Here is a 14,902-nt window from a genome sequence, read left to right as displayed (position 1 = left end):
TTAATAACAATACTATTATTACTGGTATATGACTGAGCCGCTACTTTTCCATAAAACCTACTTGCATCCCACCAGTAATGAGTGGGTGGTTTTCGTGCACGGTGCTGGTGGCAGTTCTTCAATTTGGTTTAAGCAAATTAAAGCCTATAAACAGCACTTTAATTTAGTGCTGATAGATCTGCGAGGACATGGGAAGTCAAATCAGTTATTGAAAGAATTGATGACCAGTCGCTATACGTTCACGGAAGTGACTCAAGATATCTTAAAAGTTTTGGATCACTTAAAAATCCAGTCTGCGCATTTTGTCGGGATGTCATTAGGTACGATCATTGTGCGAAATCTTGCCGAGTTGGCCTCTGACCGAGTGGATTCAATGGTGTTAGGTGGTGCGGTTACTCGCCTCAATACACGATCACAAATACTCGTTAAACTGGGTAACTTTGGCAAACATATCTTGCCTTACATGTGGCTGTACAAGTTGTTCGCGTATATTGTGATGCCACAGCGTAATCAACGCGAGTCTCGGCACCTGTTTATAAGAGAAGCTAAAAAGCTCTGTCAAAAAGAGTTTAAGCGTTGGTTTATTTTGGCGGCGGATGTGAACCCGTTAATGAAGTACTTTAAAGACAGAGAATTAGCGATTCCAACCCTCTACTTGATGGGGGACAGAGATTACATGTTCATCCAACCGGTGAAAGAGATGGTTGCGGCACATAAACTGAGTGTGCTTCGCGAGATCCCCAACTGCGGCCACGTTTGTAATGTAGAACGTCCAGAGGATTTTAATCAGTACTCGATTGAGTTCATCAAGCAACAAACGTTAGTTGCGTAATCTATAAGGTCCTAGGTTTTAGGCCCTAGGGGAGCTCTAGCTCTCTTGCTGTATTCAGTTTTCCGTAAGCGAAGCGCACCGTATTCCAAAACAACAAATACCAACGTTCAATAAAAACACCGAAGTCCCCGCGAGCAATCCTAGGACCTAGGACCTAGGATCTAGGACCTATCGCCTTAACTACCCATCCCCTTAACTACCTATCCCCTTTCATCTATCTGATAGCCACACTGCCAGCACGCGCCAAATTGGCCTTCATTGAGTTCCGAACATTTAGGGCATGTCCAATCTTGATAGGTGTTTGGCTGTGTCTGTTTTTGATAGGCTTCAATAATAGCCAAGGCTCTCATCTTCTGTTCTGGATTCAATAACCAAACGTAAGGGTCGGTATCGTCGCCGAATGGTAACTCTCCTTTCAATCCGAAAATGCCTTCTCCTCGTACTTCACAAAAAATTTGCTCTGTTTTCAGCAACTCACAAACGATATGCGCTTCTGCCGGGTTTTTCGCAATAAATATCTTCATCAAGAGTTTCCATTTGGCTGCACTTGAGTGGGTCTGAATTTATTCATCAGCCATTTAGCAATGATAGGAAAAAGCCCAAGCAACGCAAATGAAGCTAACACGCTCGGTGAAACGATATCAGAGAGGCTTTCAATCGTTGCCAGTTGAGTACCTGCATTGAGATAAACAGCGGTGCCTGGAAGCATACCTATTTGGCTGGTCAAATAAAATCGGCCAACAGACATCGGGGTTAATCCCATCAATAGGTTGATTAGAAAGAAAGGAAATACAGGGATCAATCGTAATGAGAGTAGGTAAGATGCCCCGTCTTTTTTGACGCCTTGGTTAATCGCGTTGAGCTTTGAACCAAATTTTGTTTGTACCCAATCTCGTAATAAGTAACGACTACTCAGAAAAGCTAACGTTGCCCCGATCGTACTGGCAAATGAGACGAGAAGTAAGCTAGTCCAAAAGCCGAATAGAGCAGCGGCTAACAGAGTGACGACCGCTGCACCGGGAATAGAAAACGCGGTGATCGCGACATAAGCGACGAAATAGAGCGTAACAGCAAAGACAAACCGTTGATCGATATAGGCGTTAAGTGCGTCTTGCTGGGCTTTAGCGTTCTCTAAAGTGAGGTACTGGCTAAAGTTAACGGCTAATAAAATTATCGTTAACAGCAGTATTAACCCAAAAACCAGTTTTTTATTCATTGTCGTACTCCAGAAGAACAGCCTTGCTCTAAAACGTTAACAGGTACCAGTAGTTAAATATGGTACTCATAACAATCATTTGATATACAAAATAACAGACAGTTTGAGGCTGGAAAAAATTTCAAAAAAAACCGCAGTCGAAACTGCGGTTTTTATACATCGAAAAGGTTTATCTCTTTCGGCTAAGAGAGCGCACTTTTTAGCTCTTCCCTTCGAGATTGGGGAACAACGCTCCAATGAGTGCCGTTAATCGCCCCTTCTAAAGCCCATAGCAACTCAATGCTTACTTTTGCGGAGTGCGTATCACGTATCGCTTTGTAAGCGCCTAATGCGCCAGTTTCCTCAAGTTGTTCTACTGATTTAATACCAGCTTTCTTAAGCATTCGTTCTGTCGCTAGTCGTAAATTGGGTAGATCTTTCAACCTGTCAGGTTTACTACTGGCTTGCTGCTTTTTTTCTAAATTGGCTTGTTCTAACGACTTCTTCGCTACTTCTATCAAGCGTTCACTGGATTCCCATAAGTCGTCGGAAATCGCATAGTACTTAGTAACGACCGGGAAACCACGTTTCTTGTAAACGTACGGTTTTAGTCCTTGCTTCTCGAAGTTAGATGAAGTTTGTTGGTCTGCTCGTATATGAAGTTGATCATTCACAACCAGTGCAAACATCGTTTCATCAGCGAAAAGTCCGAAGCCACCAAACATTGAGCGCGACTTGATCGTACCAAGTGCCTCAAATAGCTTCATAGAATCTTTGAGTATCGGTTTATCCATGATGTGTTATCTCGGTGTAATTAATATTACGCCACCAAAAGTCAGGTCCGAGAGAGTAGCAAATACATGCAAGCACAATGTCATTAAAGGGTAAACTCATTATATGCATATTTGCCATCGGTAACCCCGCTACCTTCCATTTATCGAATGGTTAAGGCCGGAAGCTTTGCGTCCCACCCTTTCGGATGGTTTGCCCTGTGCGTGACAGGTAGAGAATACTTTTTATCTTGAATTAACATCACATTTCAGAGATCAAATTGTGATATTGCTTCAATAAAACGACCATGTTTTATGGGTTTAGTTTCGTATTTGAGATTGAAGGCTGAGCACAAGTTTGAGGCGATGTGAGGTGGATCGTGTTTAAAAAAAACAGTAACTTATAAAGCGTTTGCTGACTAAAGTGAACAAAAGGGTGATAAAGTTATTTTTCCGGACAAAAAATAAGCGCTCAGGTGAGCGCTTACTGGTCATTAATTGAGTTTTTTCACTGTATTTCGAACGACCAACTCTGGCTGCATTTCAAAAATGCGTTTTTCGTGTTCTTTGTCTTTAATACGTTCAAGCAGAATCTCGAAGGCATTTTTACCGACACGACGCTTTGGTTGGTGGATCGTTGTTAGCGGTGGCGAAAAGTATTCTGCCAACTCGATATTGTCGTAACCGATGACGGATACCTCGTCAGGAATCTTAATGCCATTCTGTTGTAGACGGCTCATGAGACCCAACGCCATGGTGTCATTGAAACAGAATACGGCTGTTGGGCGTTTTGCCATTGCGGTAATTTTGTCTGCGACCAAAACAGCGGTATCACATTCAAAGTTACCTTCAAAAAACCAGTCTTCGTTTACCGGTAGGTTTGCTTCTGCCATTGCTCGACGGAATCCAGCAATCCGCTCTTGGCATGCGAGTTTTTCAAAGTGACCACTTAAACAAGCAATATCGGTATGACCGTTATCAATCAGATACTTAGTCGCGATGTAACCGCCTTCCTCTGAGTTATCCATGATTTTGTCTGCTTGCGAGCTTTCTGGACCCCAATCCATGACTACTTTTGGAATATCAGCGTGACGGTCAAGCATTTGCTTCAGCTCTTCTGTCAGGTCGGAACACATCACCAGTATGCCATCGACACGCTTTTCGGCGAGCATGCGAATGTAATCTCGTTGCTTTTCATAAATACCACCAGTGTTACACAAGATAAGTGTGTAGCCTTGGCGGTAGCAGTAACTTTCTACACCATCGATAACTTCAGAGAAGAATAGGTTGGTAGATTGCGTTACCAACATACCGATAGTTCGCGTTGAGTTACATTTTAAGCTACGAGCAACCGCACTTGGTGCATAGTTAAGCTCATCAACCGCTTTCATTACTTTTTCTTGCGTTGCTTCTGCAACAAAGCGCGTTTTGTTGATAACGTGCGAAACAGTGGTGGTAGAAACGCCGGCTAATCGAGCAACGTCTTTTATAGTGGCCATAAATGGTGTCCTGTATCGAGCTACTAATATACCGTGGAAGATAAACCTAGTGCTGAGTGTTTGTGTAAACTTAGCGCAACATTAACAATGGCGCTGAGTCTGTTTAGCAGTGGTTACTCCGAAGTCGGTAGAGGGTAAGTAGCAACAGCGGTCGATAATGCTCATTTTCTTCAACCGAGTGAAGAAAGGTCATCAACCTATTAAGAAAACACAAAAACCGCTTTATTTCAGCGGTTTACATAAAATCATATTTAATCGTTTGCGTTCACATTTTAGCCCTATGCGAGCAGGCTGGCAATAATTTCAGCAATGGTTTTGTGTCTCTGAAGTCACATTTTGATTGCTAGAAAGCGAGCGCTTGGAACAATTTTAATAGTTAACGAATAAAAAATAGGGAACCTAATAGCCAGGCTCCCTAAAACAGGCGGCAATTATTCACCAAGAAGGTAAGCGCTGTCCAGTTTACAAAATGCAATTAATAGTTGCGCGACGCTGGCGTAGAAGCCAAAGTCATCCAATTGCTGACACTTTTGCGAGAATTGTGGTAACCAAGACATGAGTTGACCTTCGATAAATGCATTTTGTTTAACGAAGGCTGCTTCCATATGTTTTTCTTGTTCAAACTCATTAGAGCGGATGATCATGTTACCCAAGAAGTCCAGTTCTACCGCTAAGTGGTCGGCTGGTTCTTTTAGATTGTCGTCAACTTGGACACCATACTCAGCCATCAACTTTTCCATCTCTTCTGCTGGCTTGTCATTGAGCAAACCAGATTCGCCAATGTACATAGAAGCGTAGGGAAGCGCACCGTACTTTTCGGTTTTTAAGAACAGCTCACAAAAGTCCGCAGCAAGCTCTAGCTGAGCATCTGCGCGGTCTTGTAGGCGGTTCAGTGCGTCTACAAGGTTATCTATCGAGGGCTTGAGAGATTCATTTTCACCTAAGCCCGCCAAAAAGCTACGAATTTCGACACTATGGTAAGTCTCCAATTCTTTGTCTGTTAGTTCTTTGGCGAATAAGCTAGAAAACCACCAGTAAATTTCGGCACGTTTTTCATTAAAAGCTTTCACTTCTTGCATTTTAGGCTCCTGAATGATGCTCTATTTCTGGCACCACAAAATCAAATTCAGATATCCTTTAAGTGTAATCAATTAAAATGAACAGCAGTAACTATAACTATGATGTTTTATAGAGAAATATGTCCATTTGTTAACAGGGCTTGGTAAGCTTGTTTTGAATCAACAAAATCACTAAATCTTGCTTTTTAGTCCGCCTATGACTAGAAATGTTAATAGTTATGAATAGAATACATCTCGAATGATCAATGACAGAAAGTGGTGTAAATGAGCTATCACGTATTAGTCGTAGAAGATGATGTTGTAACGCGTAGTAAGCTAGCGGGTTATTTTCAAAATGAAGGTTATATAGTCAGTGAAGCAGAGAGTGGCACGCAAATGCGTGAGGTACTGCAAGCTGGCGATGTTGATCTTATCATGCTGGATATTAATTTGCCGGGTGAAGACGGCCTGATGCTTACGCGCGAATTACGCAGCCAATCGGATATTGGTATCATATTAGTTACAGGACGCACGGATAGCATCGACAAAATTGTTGGCCTGGAAATGGGGGCTGACGATTACGTCACCAAGCCTTTTGAACTTCGTGAGTTATTAGTTCGCGTTAAAAACTTGCTGTGGCGTATTTCGACCGCACGCAATGGGACAAGCAAGACAAACGAAACCAACGAGCAACATATTGTTCGTTTTGGCGAGTGGACGTTTGATATTCAACGTCGAGCGTTGAGCCGCAATGGTGAGCCAGTAAAACTAACCAAAGCCGAATACGAGCTTTTGGTGGCGTTGTCGTCTTATCCGAATCAAGTGCTGAGTCGTGAGCGTATTTTGAATATGATCAGTCATCGTGTGGATGCGCCCAATGACCGTACCATAGATGTATTAATTAGGCGTATGCGTGCCAAGATGGAGTTTGATCCCAAGAACCCACAAATTTTTGTCACGGTTCATGGCGAAGGCTACATGTTTGCCGGGGATTAATACCCAAAAAACAAGCTCAACAAAAGGAGAGCGCTAGCTTAAAGCCAATCGCGTAACGATTTTATCTGTGTCATTCCAGCGAGCTCAAGCGAGACTAGGAATCTAATCGCAGCGCGCTGAGCTGTTAATGAAATAATTTCGGCTATAAAGTGCGCGGAAATTAGATCCTGAATCACACTCCTTCGTCGTTGTTCAGGATGACTGGAGACTTAAACATGCCGTTAGCTACTAAACGAACGGCATTTAGCCGTTGCTCTCCTTTTTTGTTTCTCAAAGTTACCTTACGTAAAGCACTCGACGCATGAGCTATTGAGGTTCTACCATCGGCGTTTGTCCTACCATATCACGCAAGCGTTGCCAGATACTGCCAAGATATTCATGCCAAAACAGTTCGGTTTGCTCCAAGTAACGCGCTTTCGGTGAGTATTTATCCCAAGCTTGATTGACTTCTTCGATGGCCAAGAAGTTTGTCGGTGCTGGGAGGGGTTTAATCCCTGCTGCATTAAATTCATACAGAGCTCGGCTCATGTGGCTGGCCGAGGTAACTAAAACAATTTCCTTTTGCTGGACGAACGCCGCAGCCTGACGTGCTTCTTCCCAAGTATCTTTTGCATCTTCCAATAAAATAATATCGGATTTCGCCACACCTAGCGCCAGAGCGACGTTTGCCATCATACGCGCATGGCTGATTTCAGATCCGCCGTCATAGCCGGAAAGAATCAATTTAGCGCCAGGATACATGCGCAAAATACGAATGCCTTCTGTTAAACGCATTAGCGCGGCACGACTTAACTGAGAAGTGGGTGGAATTTCGTCATCGATAACGTGACCATTGCCTAGCACCATCACGTAATCGATGGTTCCAGAAACGGGTAGAAACGCTTTGTGTTCACGTTCCAGTGGCATAAGAAGCTTGGTTGAAACAGGCTGGAAGGCAACAAGGAAAATGCCGACAAAAGAGAATAAAACAACGAAGCAGCCGGTTTTACGCTTAGTGGTAAAACTAATGAGAGCCAGGCCCAATAATCCTATCAGCAGCAATGCTGGTAAGGGCATGAGCAAAGCTGACACTACTTTTTTCAGCTCAAACATACATAAATAGTCCGAAAAAACATCAATTGAAAATAAAAATGAGGGTATTCCTCTTTATTCCTGCTTTCCTTGTGCCAGAATAGCGACACAATCCGTTATGATAACTCAGCAGAAGTGACAGAAGACCGCAATTTCGACGATATCGCCCACAAATTTGCAAAAAATATTTACGGCTCCGATAAAGGGGAGATCCGCCAAATCATTGTGTGGGAAGATTTTCTACAGATTCTAAGTGAATTAGAGGCAGACCAGCAACCCCTAGAAGTTTTGGATGCGGGTGGTGGTTTAGCACAAATGTCTCAAAAGCTTGCTAAGCTCGGACATCGTGTCGCGTTATGTGATCTATCTTCGGAAATGCTGCAACTAGCCAAACAGGATATTGAAAATAACGGTTTGCTTGAGCAGTATCGCCTGATTCATTCACCTGTCCAGTCCATTGGCGAGCACATGGAAAGCCAGGTGGATCTTGCCATGTTTCATGCGGTGATGGAGTGGTTGGTCGATCCTAAAACCGCTCTCGAAACGGTATTGGAGCAAGTGAAACCGGGAGGCATTGCATCGGTGATGTTCTATAACCACCATGGTTTAGTCTACAAAAACGTGGTTTGTGGCAACATTCCTCATATTTTGGACGGTATGCCTCACCGGAAAAGATTTAAACTACAGCCGCAAAAAGGCTTGAAACCAGAAGAAGTCTACCAATGGATAGAAGACTCGGGGTTCAGTATTTGTGGTAAATCTGGTATTCGCTCATTCAGTGATTACATAGGAAATATGCAATACATGGGTGATTACGAGTTTGAAGATGTGTTGGCGCTAGAAAAACAACTTTGTCGACAAGAGCCATACCTCTCATTAGGTCGCTACATTCACGTGTGGGCCAAAAAGAAAGAAAACAGGAATAACAATGAGTGAGATGACTCTCGATGCTGCAGAACAACCTATTGATGAATTGGTTGGCTGGGTTAAGCAGCAAGATTTCTCGTTGAACCTGACCACAGAGCGCTTGGCATTTTTAATTGCCATCGCAGTACTAAGTAATGAAAGGTTTGACGATGAATTGGGTGAAGGTGAACTGCACGATGCGTTCGCTATCGTCACTCGATTATTTGATGAAACGGGGGAGGCCTCTGCTTTCAGGGCAAACAATGCCATCAACGAGATGGTTAAGCAGCGCCTTATCAGCCGTTTTGTCAGTGAAGTGACAGATGGGGCGAGTATCTACCGCTTGTCGCCACTGGCGATAGGCATTACTGATTACTACGTGCGTCATCGTGAGTTCTCAAAACTGCGCCTTTCTATTCAGCTGTCTATGGTTGCGGATGAAATGGCGAAAGCAATTGAAGCAGCCCAAAAAGGTGGCACACCGGGTCACTGGAAGAAAAACGTGTATGGAGTACTTAAATATTCCGTAGGCGAGATCTTCGATCAAATCGATCTTAACCAGCGTGTTATGGACGAGCAGCAACAATCTGTGAAACAGCAGATTGCTGACCTGCTGAATAAAGACTGGCGTGAAGCGATTAATAACTGTGAAGCGTTATTGTCTGAAACATCCAGCACACTGCGTGAACTTCAAGATACCTTGCAGGCAGCCAGTGATGAGCTGCAAACTCAAATACTCGATATTCAGGAGCTTGTCTATGGCGATCCTGAGCTTGAGTTTATTGAAGAAGCCCTGTTTGGTCTGCAAATGAAGCTGGACCGAATCACCAGTTGGGGACAGCAAGCGATCGATCTCTGGATTGGCTACGACCGACATGTACATAAATTTATCCGTACCGCCATCGATATGGATAAGAACCGTGCGTTCAGTTCTCGATTGCGTCAATCGATTAAAGATTACTTTGATATGCCTTGGTATCTGACTTATGCAGATGCTGAGCGATTATCCGACCTTCGTGACGAAGCTTTGGTACTGCGTGATGACGAGGTAACAGGCCAAGTTCCGATGGAAGTGGAATACGAAGAATTTCAACAAGTCAATGATGAGTTGTCAGAGCGTATTGGTGAGATGCTAAAAGCTCATAAAGAGCAGGGCACACCAATCGATTTGAGCGTGGTACTACGAGATTACCTTGCACAACATCCATTTACTCATCACTTTGATTTAGCTCGAATTATTGTTGATCAGGCCGTTCGTCTGGGCTATTCAGAATCGGATTATCAAGCCATTCAACCAGACTGGAAATCAATCAACGAATTTGGGGCAAAGGTACAAGCGAATGTCATCGACCGATACTAATGAATACATGTCAGATAAACTGGCAAAAGCAATTTCTAACCCTCTGTTCCCAGCATTAGACAGCATGCTACGAGCAGGGCGTCATATCTCAAGCGAAGATTTAGACAACCACGCATTGTTGTCGGATTTTGAACTTGAGTTGTCTTCTTTCTATCAGCGCTACAACACTGAGCTGGTGAAAGCGCCAGAAGGTTTCTTCTATCTTCGTCCACGTTCTACCTCTCTAATTGGCCGCAGTGTCCTATCTGAGCTGGATATGCTGGTGGGTAAGGTATTGTGTTTTCTTTACCTGAGCCCAGAACGTCTGGCTCATGAAGGCATCTTTACCAATCAGGAACTTTACGACGAGATGCTGGCACTAGCGGATGAAAATAAGTTGATGAAGCTGGTGACCAACCGCGCCACTGGCTCAGACCTGGATAAAGAGAAGCTGTTTGAAAAAGTACGTACTTCGCTGCGCCGTCTGCGCCGCCTTGGCATGATCATCAATATCGGCGAAACCGGTAAATTCAGTATCAGTGAAGCGGTATTCCGATTTGGTGCGGATGTGCGTGTCGGTGATGATATGCGTGAAGCTCAATTACGTCTGATCCGTGACGGTGAAGCCGTGGTTCATACCAAAGAACCAAGCCAAGGCAGTCTGTTGTCTGAAGAAGATCAAGAAGAACAAGCCCAAGAAGAAATGACAGAAGAGGGTGAAGCATGAGCATGATTGAACGTGGTAAATATCAATCGCTGACCATGGTCAACTGGAACGGTTTCTTTGCCCGTACGTTTGATATCGATGGTTTGGTTACGACGCTTTCTGGTGGTAACGGTGCTGGTAAATCAACCACAATGGCGGCATTTATTACCGCTTTAATTCCAGACCAAACATTACTTCATTTCCGCAATACGACAGAGGCGGGCAGTAGCCAATCGTCTCGCGATAAAGGTTTGTACGGTAAGCTGCAACCAGGCGCATGTTATGCGGCGCTGGATGTGGTTAACTCACGTAACCAACGTCTGCTTTTTGCGGTAAAACTGCAGCAAGTCGCGGGCCGTGATAAGAAAGTAGACATCAAGCCGTTTGTTATCCAAGGCCTTCCTAGCCATGTAAAACCGACCGATGTTCTTGTTGAGAGCGTATCGGCGACTCAAGCTCGCGTGCGTCAGATTAACGAAGTTAAAGACGTCATCTCAGAGTTTGAAGGCGTTCAATTTAAAGCCTTCTCATCTATCGTCGATTACCATGCGCAAATGTTTGAGTTCGGTGTCATTCCGAAGAAACTGCGTAATTCAGGCGACCGTTCTAAGTTCTATCGTCTGATTGAAGCATCACTTTACGGTGGTATCTCCAGTGCGATCACTCGTTCTCTGCGTGACTACCTTCTGCCACAAAACGGTGGCGTGAAGAAAGCCTTCCAGGATATGGAATCTGCTCTGCGTGAAAACCGCATGACACTGGAAGCGATTAAAACCACGCAGGCTGACCGTGACTTGTTCAAACATTTGATCACAGAGTCCACCAACTATGTGGCCGCTGACTACATGCGCCATGCTAACGAGCGTCGCAAAAAACTTGAGCAGACCCTGTCTTTACGTTCTGAGCTTTTTGGTTCTCGCGAGACCTTGATTGAGCAAAACAACCTGCTTAACCGAGTGCAAGAGCAGCTTGAGCTGCTGGTTGACTCAGAGTCGGCGCTAGAGCAGGACTACCAAGCTGCGTCGGATCACTTGCAACTGGTGCAAAATGCACTGCGTCAGCAAGAGAAGATCGTACGTTATCAGGAAGATCTTGAAGAGCTGAGCGAGCGTCTTGAAGAACAGATGATGGTCGTTGAAGAAGCGCAAGAGCGTGTAATGAACGCTGAAGAGCAAGCGACCGTTTCTGAAGAAGAAGTGGATAGCCTTAAGACGCAGCTTGCGGATTACCAGCAGGCACTAGATGTGCAGCAAACGCGTGCCCTTCAATACCAACAAGCGGTTCAGGCACTTGATAAAGCGAAGCAGCTTCTTGGTGATGACAGCCTAACGGCTGAATCCGCGCAAGCCTTGGTTGCCGATCTGAAAAATAAACAAACGGACAGTACCAACGAGCTACTGTCGGTGAAGCACAAGCTGGATATGTCATCGGCTGCGGCGGAACAGTTTGAAACGGCGTTGAAACTGGTTCAAAGCATTGCTGGTCAGGTGGAGCGTAAAGACGCCGCTGAACAGGCAAAAATTGCGATTACCAAAGCGCGCGAATCTCAGCAAATCGCTCAGAACGAACAACAGTGGCGTGCACAACATCGCGACCTTGAGCGTAGTCTGAACCAACAGCGTCAGGCGAGCGAACTGGTAACGGAATACCAAAAGCGGTTCCATGTTGAGCTAACGGACGAAATCACTTTCGAACAGGAACGTGAACGTCACGCGATGCAGATTGACTCTCTGGAAATGACGCAAGAAGAGGTGCGTGAACAGCGCAGCGAACAGCGTCGTTTAGAGCAAGATGCAACGGCGGAAATCAACAAGCTGGAAGCGATTGCCCCAGCCTGGATTGCAGCCAATGATGCGCTGGAAAAACTGCGTGAACAAAGTGGTGCAGAGTTAGAAGATCGCCATGCGGTAATGAGCCATATGCAGGTGGTGCTTGAGCAAGAGAAACAGCAGTCTCTGGCAAAAGACAAACTGGCAGAACGTCGTACTCAGCTGGAAAGCGAGATCGAACGTTTAGCCTCACCAGGTGGTTCAAATGACCCGCGCCTGAAAGGCCTTGCAGATACGCTGGGCGGCGTATTGCTATCTGAAATCTACGATGATATTACCATCGATGATGCGCCATACTTCAGTGCGATGTACGGCCCGGCTCGTCATGCGATCGTAGTTTCTGATTTGTCAGGCATCGAAGAGAAACTGGTTGAGCTGGACGACTGTCCTGAAGATTTGTACATCATCGAAGGTGACATTGATGCCTTTGATGATAGCTCATTCGATGCGGAAGAACTGGAAGGCGCAGTATGCGTTCGTATGAACGATCGTCAAATGCGTTACTCACGCTTCCCGGAAATCCCACTGTTTGGCCGTGCGGCACGCGAGCAACGTTTAGAGCTACTGCGTAACGAACGAGAAGAAGTGGTTGAGAAGCACGCCAAAGCAGCATTCGACTCACAGAAGATGCAGCGTTTGTATCAAGCGTTCAACCAGTTTGTTGCTCACCACATTCATGTGGCGTTTGAAGCTGATCCAGAACAAGCATTGGCAAATGTACGTGAAAAGCGTAACCAAATCGCACGTGTACTGGCTGATTTAGAAGCAAAAGAACAACAACAACGTTCACAACTGCAAACCAGCAAGCAAGCGCTGTCTTCACTCGACAAACTAGCACCGAACATGGCACTGATTGAAGACGACACCCTTCAAGCGCGTTTTGATGAACTGGAAGAGAAAATCGCGCAATTGTCAGAGGCGAAAGCATTCCTGAACAACCATGCGAAAGCCGTTGCTGAGCTTGAGAAGATTGTCTCAGCATTGGATGCGGACCCTGAACAGTTTGATGCGCTAGAAGCAGAATACAAGGCAGCCGACGAGCAACTGCAAGATCTTAAAAAGCAAATCTTTGCTCTGTCCGATTTGGTAGAACGTCGTCATTACTTTGCCTACTCAGATTCGGTTGATCTGCTCAATAAGAGTAGTGAACTGAGCGAGCAGCTCAAAGGCAAGTTGGTCCAGGCCGAGCAAATGCGTTCTCGCTCTCGTGAAGAGTTGAAACAAGCGCAAGGTCAGATGAACCAGTACAACCAGGTATTGGCATCGCTGAAGAGTTCACACCAAGCGAAACTGGAAACGGTTCAGGAGTTTAAACAGGAGCTGCAAGAGTTCGGTGTTAACGCGGATGAAGGTGCAGAAGAGCGCGCAATGCGTCGTCGTGACGAGTTGCAAGAGCGTCTGCACACGTCTCGCAGCCGTAAGAGCGAGTATGAGCGCACTATCACTTCAACTGAGCTAGAGATGAAAGGTCTGGCTAAGCGTCTGAAGAAAGTGCAGAAAGAATATGCGGAGCTTCGTACCTTTGTGGTAGCTGCGAAAGCTGGCTGGTGTTCGGTACTTCGTCTTGCGCGTGAAAACGATGTTGAACGTCGCCTGCATAAACGTGAACTGGCGTACATGTCTGCGGACGAACTCCGTTCGATGTCAGATAAGTCGTTGGGTGCTCTTCGTCTCGCGGTTGCGAACAATGATGACCTGCGTGATTCTCTGCGTCTGTCGGAAGACAACGCACGTCCTGAACGCAAGGTTCTGTTCTACATTGCCGTTTACCAGCATCTGCGTGAGCGAATCCGTCAGGACATTATTCGTACCGATGATCCGGTAGAAGCGATTGAAGAGATGGAAGTGGAACTGGCGCGTCTGACAGAAGAGTTAACCCAGCGTGAAAACCGTTTGGCAATCAGTTCTGAGTCGGCAGCGAGCATCATCAAGAAGACGATTCAGCGTGAGCAAAACCGTATTCGTATGCTCAACCAGGGCTTATCGAACATCTCGTTTGGTCAGGTGAAAGGTGTGCGTCTGAATGTGAAGATTCGCGAAAGCCACGAGGTGCTATTGCACGGTCTGTCTGCTCAGCAGGAACAACACAAAGACTTGTTTGAGTCTTCACGCTTCACTTTCTCAGAAGCGATGGCGAAGCTGTTCCAGCGTGTAAACCCACATATCGACATGGGGCAACGTTCTCCACAGGTTCTTGGTGAAGAGTTACTCGATTACCGTAACTACCTGGAGCTAAGTGTGGAAGTGAACCGTGGTTCAGAGGGTTGGCTACAGGCGGAATCTGGTGCGCTATCTACTGGTGAGGCGATCGGTACCGGTCAGTCGATCCTGCTGATGGTGGTACAAAGCTGGGAAGAAGAATCCCGTCGTCTGCGCAGTAAAGACATCATTCCTTGTCGTCTGTTGTTCCTTGATGAGGCAGCGCGTCTGGATGCGAGATCTATCTCGACACTATTTGAACTGTGTGACCGTCTGGATATGCAGCTTCTGATTGCAGCCCCAGAGAACATCAGCCCAGAGAAAGGCACAACCTACAAACTGGTGCGTAAGGTGTTTAAAGATCACGAGCATGTACACGTTGTGGGTCTGCGTGGCTTTGGTCAGACAGATAAGCCGAAGAGCGAAGCTCAGGAAATGGCAGAAGAGTTTGAGTCTTAACCTTTCGCTTTGAAGTTAATTACCTGCTAATGATATGCCACTC

12 protein-coding genes and 1 riboswitch are annotated in these 14,902 nt (G+C 45.5%); of the genes, 6 read left to right on the top strand and 6 right to left on the bottom strand.

Going from position 1 to position 14,902, the window contains the following annotated elements:
• The first annotated feature begins 28 nt into the window (after positions 1-28).
• Positions 29-832, top strand: coding sequence for an alpha/beta hydrolase (locus tag OO774_RS10585; protein ID WP_264902266.1), 804 nt, complete (start codon positions 29-31; stop codon positions 830-832).
• A 200-nt stretch (positions 833-1,032) separates the two neighbouring features.
• Here the strand turns inward: OO774_RS10585 and OO774_RS10580 are convergent, their stop codons facing one another.
• The 5 genes from OO774_RS10580 to torD form a co-directional block, all read right to left on the bottom strand.
• The gene (locus tag OO774_RS10580; protein ID WP_264902265.1) at positions 1,033-1,356 is read right to left on the bottom strand and encodes a DUF2007 domain-containing protein; all 324 of its coding nucleotides are present in this window, start codon (positions 1,354-1,356) and stop codon (positions 1,033-1,035) included.
• On the bottom strand, positions 1,356-2,048 hold the full coding sequence (locus OO774_RS10575) for a TVP38/TMEM64 family protein (protein WP_264902264.1): 693 nt from the start codon (positions 2,046-2,048) through the stop codon (positions 1,356-1,358). The genes OO774_RS10580 and OO774_RS10575 overlap by 1 nt, the downstream gene beginning before the upstream one ends.
• Before the next feature lie 182 nt (positions 2,049-2,230).
• Entirely contained in the window at positions 2,231-2,821 is a 591-nt protein-coding gene (locus OO774_RS10570; RefSeq protein WP_264902262.1) for a TfoX/Sxy family DNA transformation protein, read from the bottom strand.
• 116 nt (positions 2,822-2,937) lie between these two features.
• Positions 2,938-3,026: riboswitch (cyclic di-GMP riboswitch) on the bottom strand.
• Between the two features lie 265 nt (positions 3,027-3,291).
• Positions 3,292-4,296, bottom strand: a complete 1,005-nt coding sequence (gene purR, locus OO774_RS10565) for an HTH-type transcriptional repressor PurR (protein WP_264902260.1) — start codon at positions 4,294-4,296, stop codon at positions 3,292-3,294.
• Between the two features lie 431 nt (positions 4,297-4,727).
• Entirely contained in the window at positions 4,728-5,375 is a 648-nt protein-coding gene (torD, locus tag OO774_RS10560) for a molecular chaperone TorD (protein WP_264902258.1), read from the bottom strand.
• Between the two features lie 264 nt (positions 5,376-5,639).
• Between torD and torR the strand changes: the two genes are divergently transcribed.
• Positions 5,640-6,350, top strand: a complete 711-nt coding sequence (gene torR / locus OO774_RS10555) for a two-component system response regulator TorR (protein ID WP_264902256.1) — start codon at positions 5,640-5,642, stop codon at positions 6,348-6,350.
• 306 nt (positions 6,351-6,656) lie between these two features.
• On the opposite strand, the gene elyC is transcribed toward torR, so the two are convergent.
• Positions 6,657-7,442, bottom strand: a complete 786-nt coding sequence (elyC, locus tag OO774_RS10550; RefSeq protein ID WP_264902255.1) for an envelope biogenesis factor ElyC — start codon at positions 7,440-7,442, stop codon at positions 6,657-6,659.
• A gap of 114 nt (positions 7,443-7,556) precedes the next feature.
• On the opposite strand from elyC, the gene cmoM reads away from it, so the two are divergent.
• From cmoM to mukB, 4 genes are read left to right on the top strand one after another with little or no spacing between them, the layout of a single operon-like run.
• Positions 7,557-8,357, top strand: a complete 801-nt coding sequence (gene cmoM / locus OO774_RS10545) for a tRNA uridine 5-oxyacetic acid(34) methyltransferase CmoM (RefSeq protein WP_264902253.1) — start codon at positions 7,557-7,559, stop codon at positions 8,355-8,357.
• The gene (gene mukF, locus OO774_RS10540; RefSeq protein WP_264902251.1) at positions 8,350-9,687 is read left to right on the top strand and encodes a chromosome partition protein MukF; all 1,338 of its coding nucleotides are present in this window, start codon (positions 8,350-8,352) and stop codon (positions 9,685-9,687) included. The genes cmoM and mukF overlap by 8 nt, the downstream gene beginning before the upstream one ends.
• Positions 9,668-10,393: a chromosome partition protein MukE gene (gene mukE / locus OO774_RS10535; RefSeq protein ID WP_065299393.1), complete on the top strand. Its 726-nt coding sequence runs from the start codon at positions 9,668-9,670 to the stop codon at positions 10,391-10,393. The genes mukF and mukE overlap by 20 nt, the downstream gene beginning before the upstream one ends.
• Positions 10,394-10,395: 2 nt before the next feature.
• Positions 10,396-14,859 carry a chromosome partition protein MukB gene (gene mukB / locus OO774_RS10530; protein ID WP_264906104.1) on the top strand — a complete coding sequence of 1,488 codons (4,464 nt, stop codon included), beginning with the start codon at positions 10,396-10,398 and terminating at the stop codon, positions 14,857-14,859.
• The last annotated feature ends 43 nt before the right edge of the window (positions 14,860-14,902 follow it).

It is taken from the genome of Vibrio sp. STUT-A11 (assembly GCF_026000435.1).
Classification (GTDB): Bacteria; Pseudomonadota; Gammaproteobacteria; order Enterobacterales; family Vibrionaceae; genus Vibrio.
The sequence above is the reverse complement of the archived record's forward strand: the minus strand, read 5'-3'. Positions and strand labels throughout refer to the sequence as shown.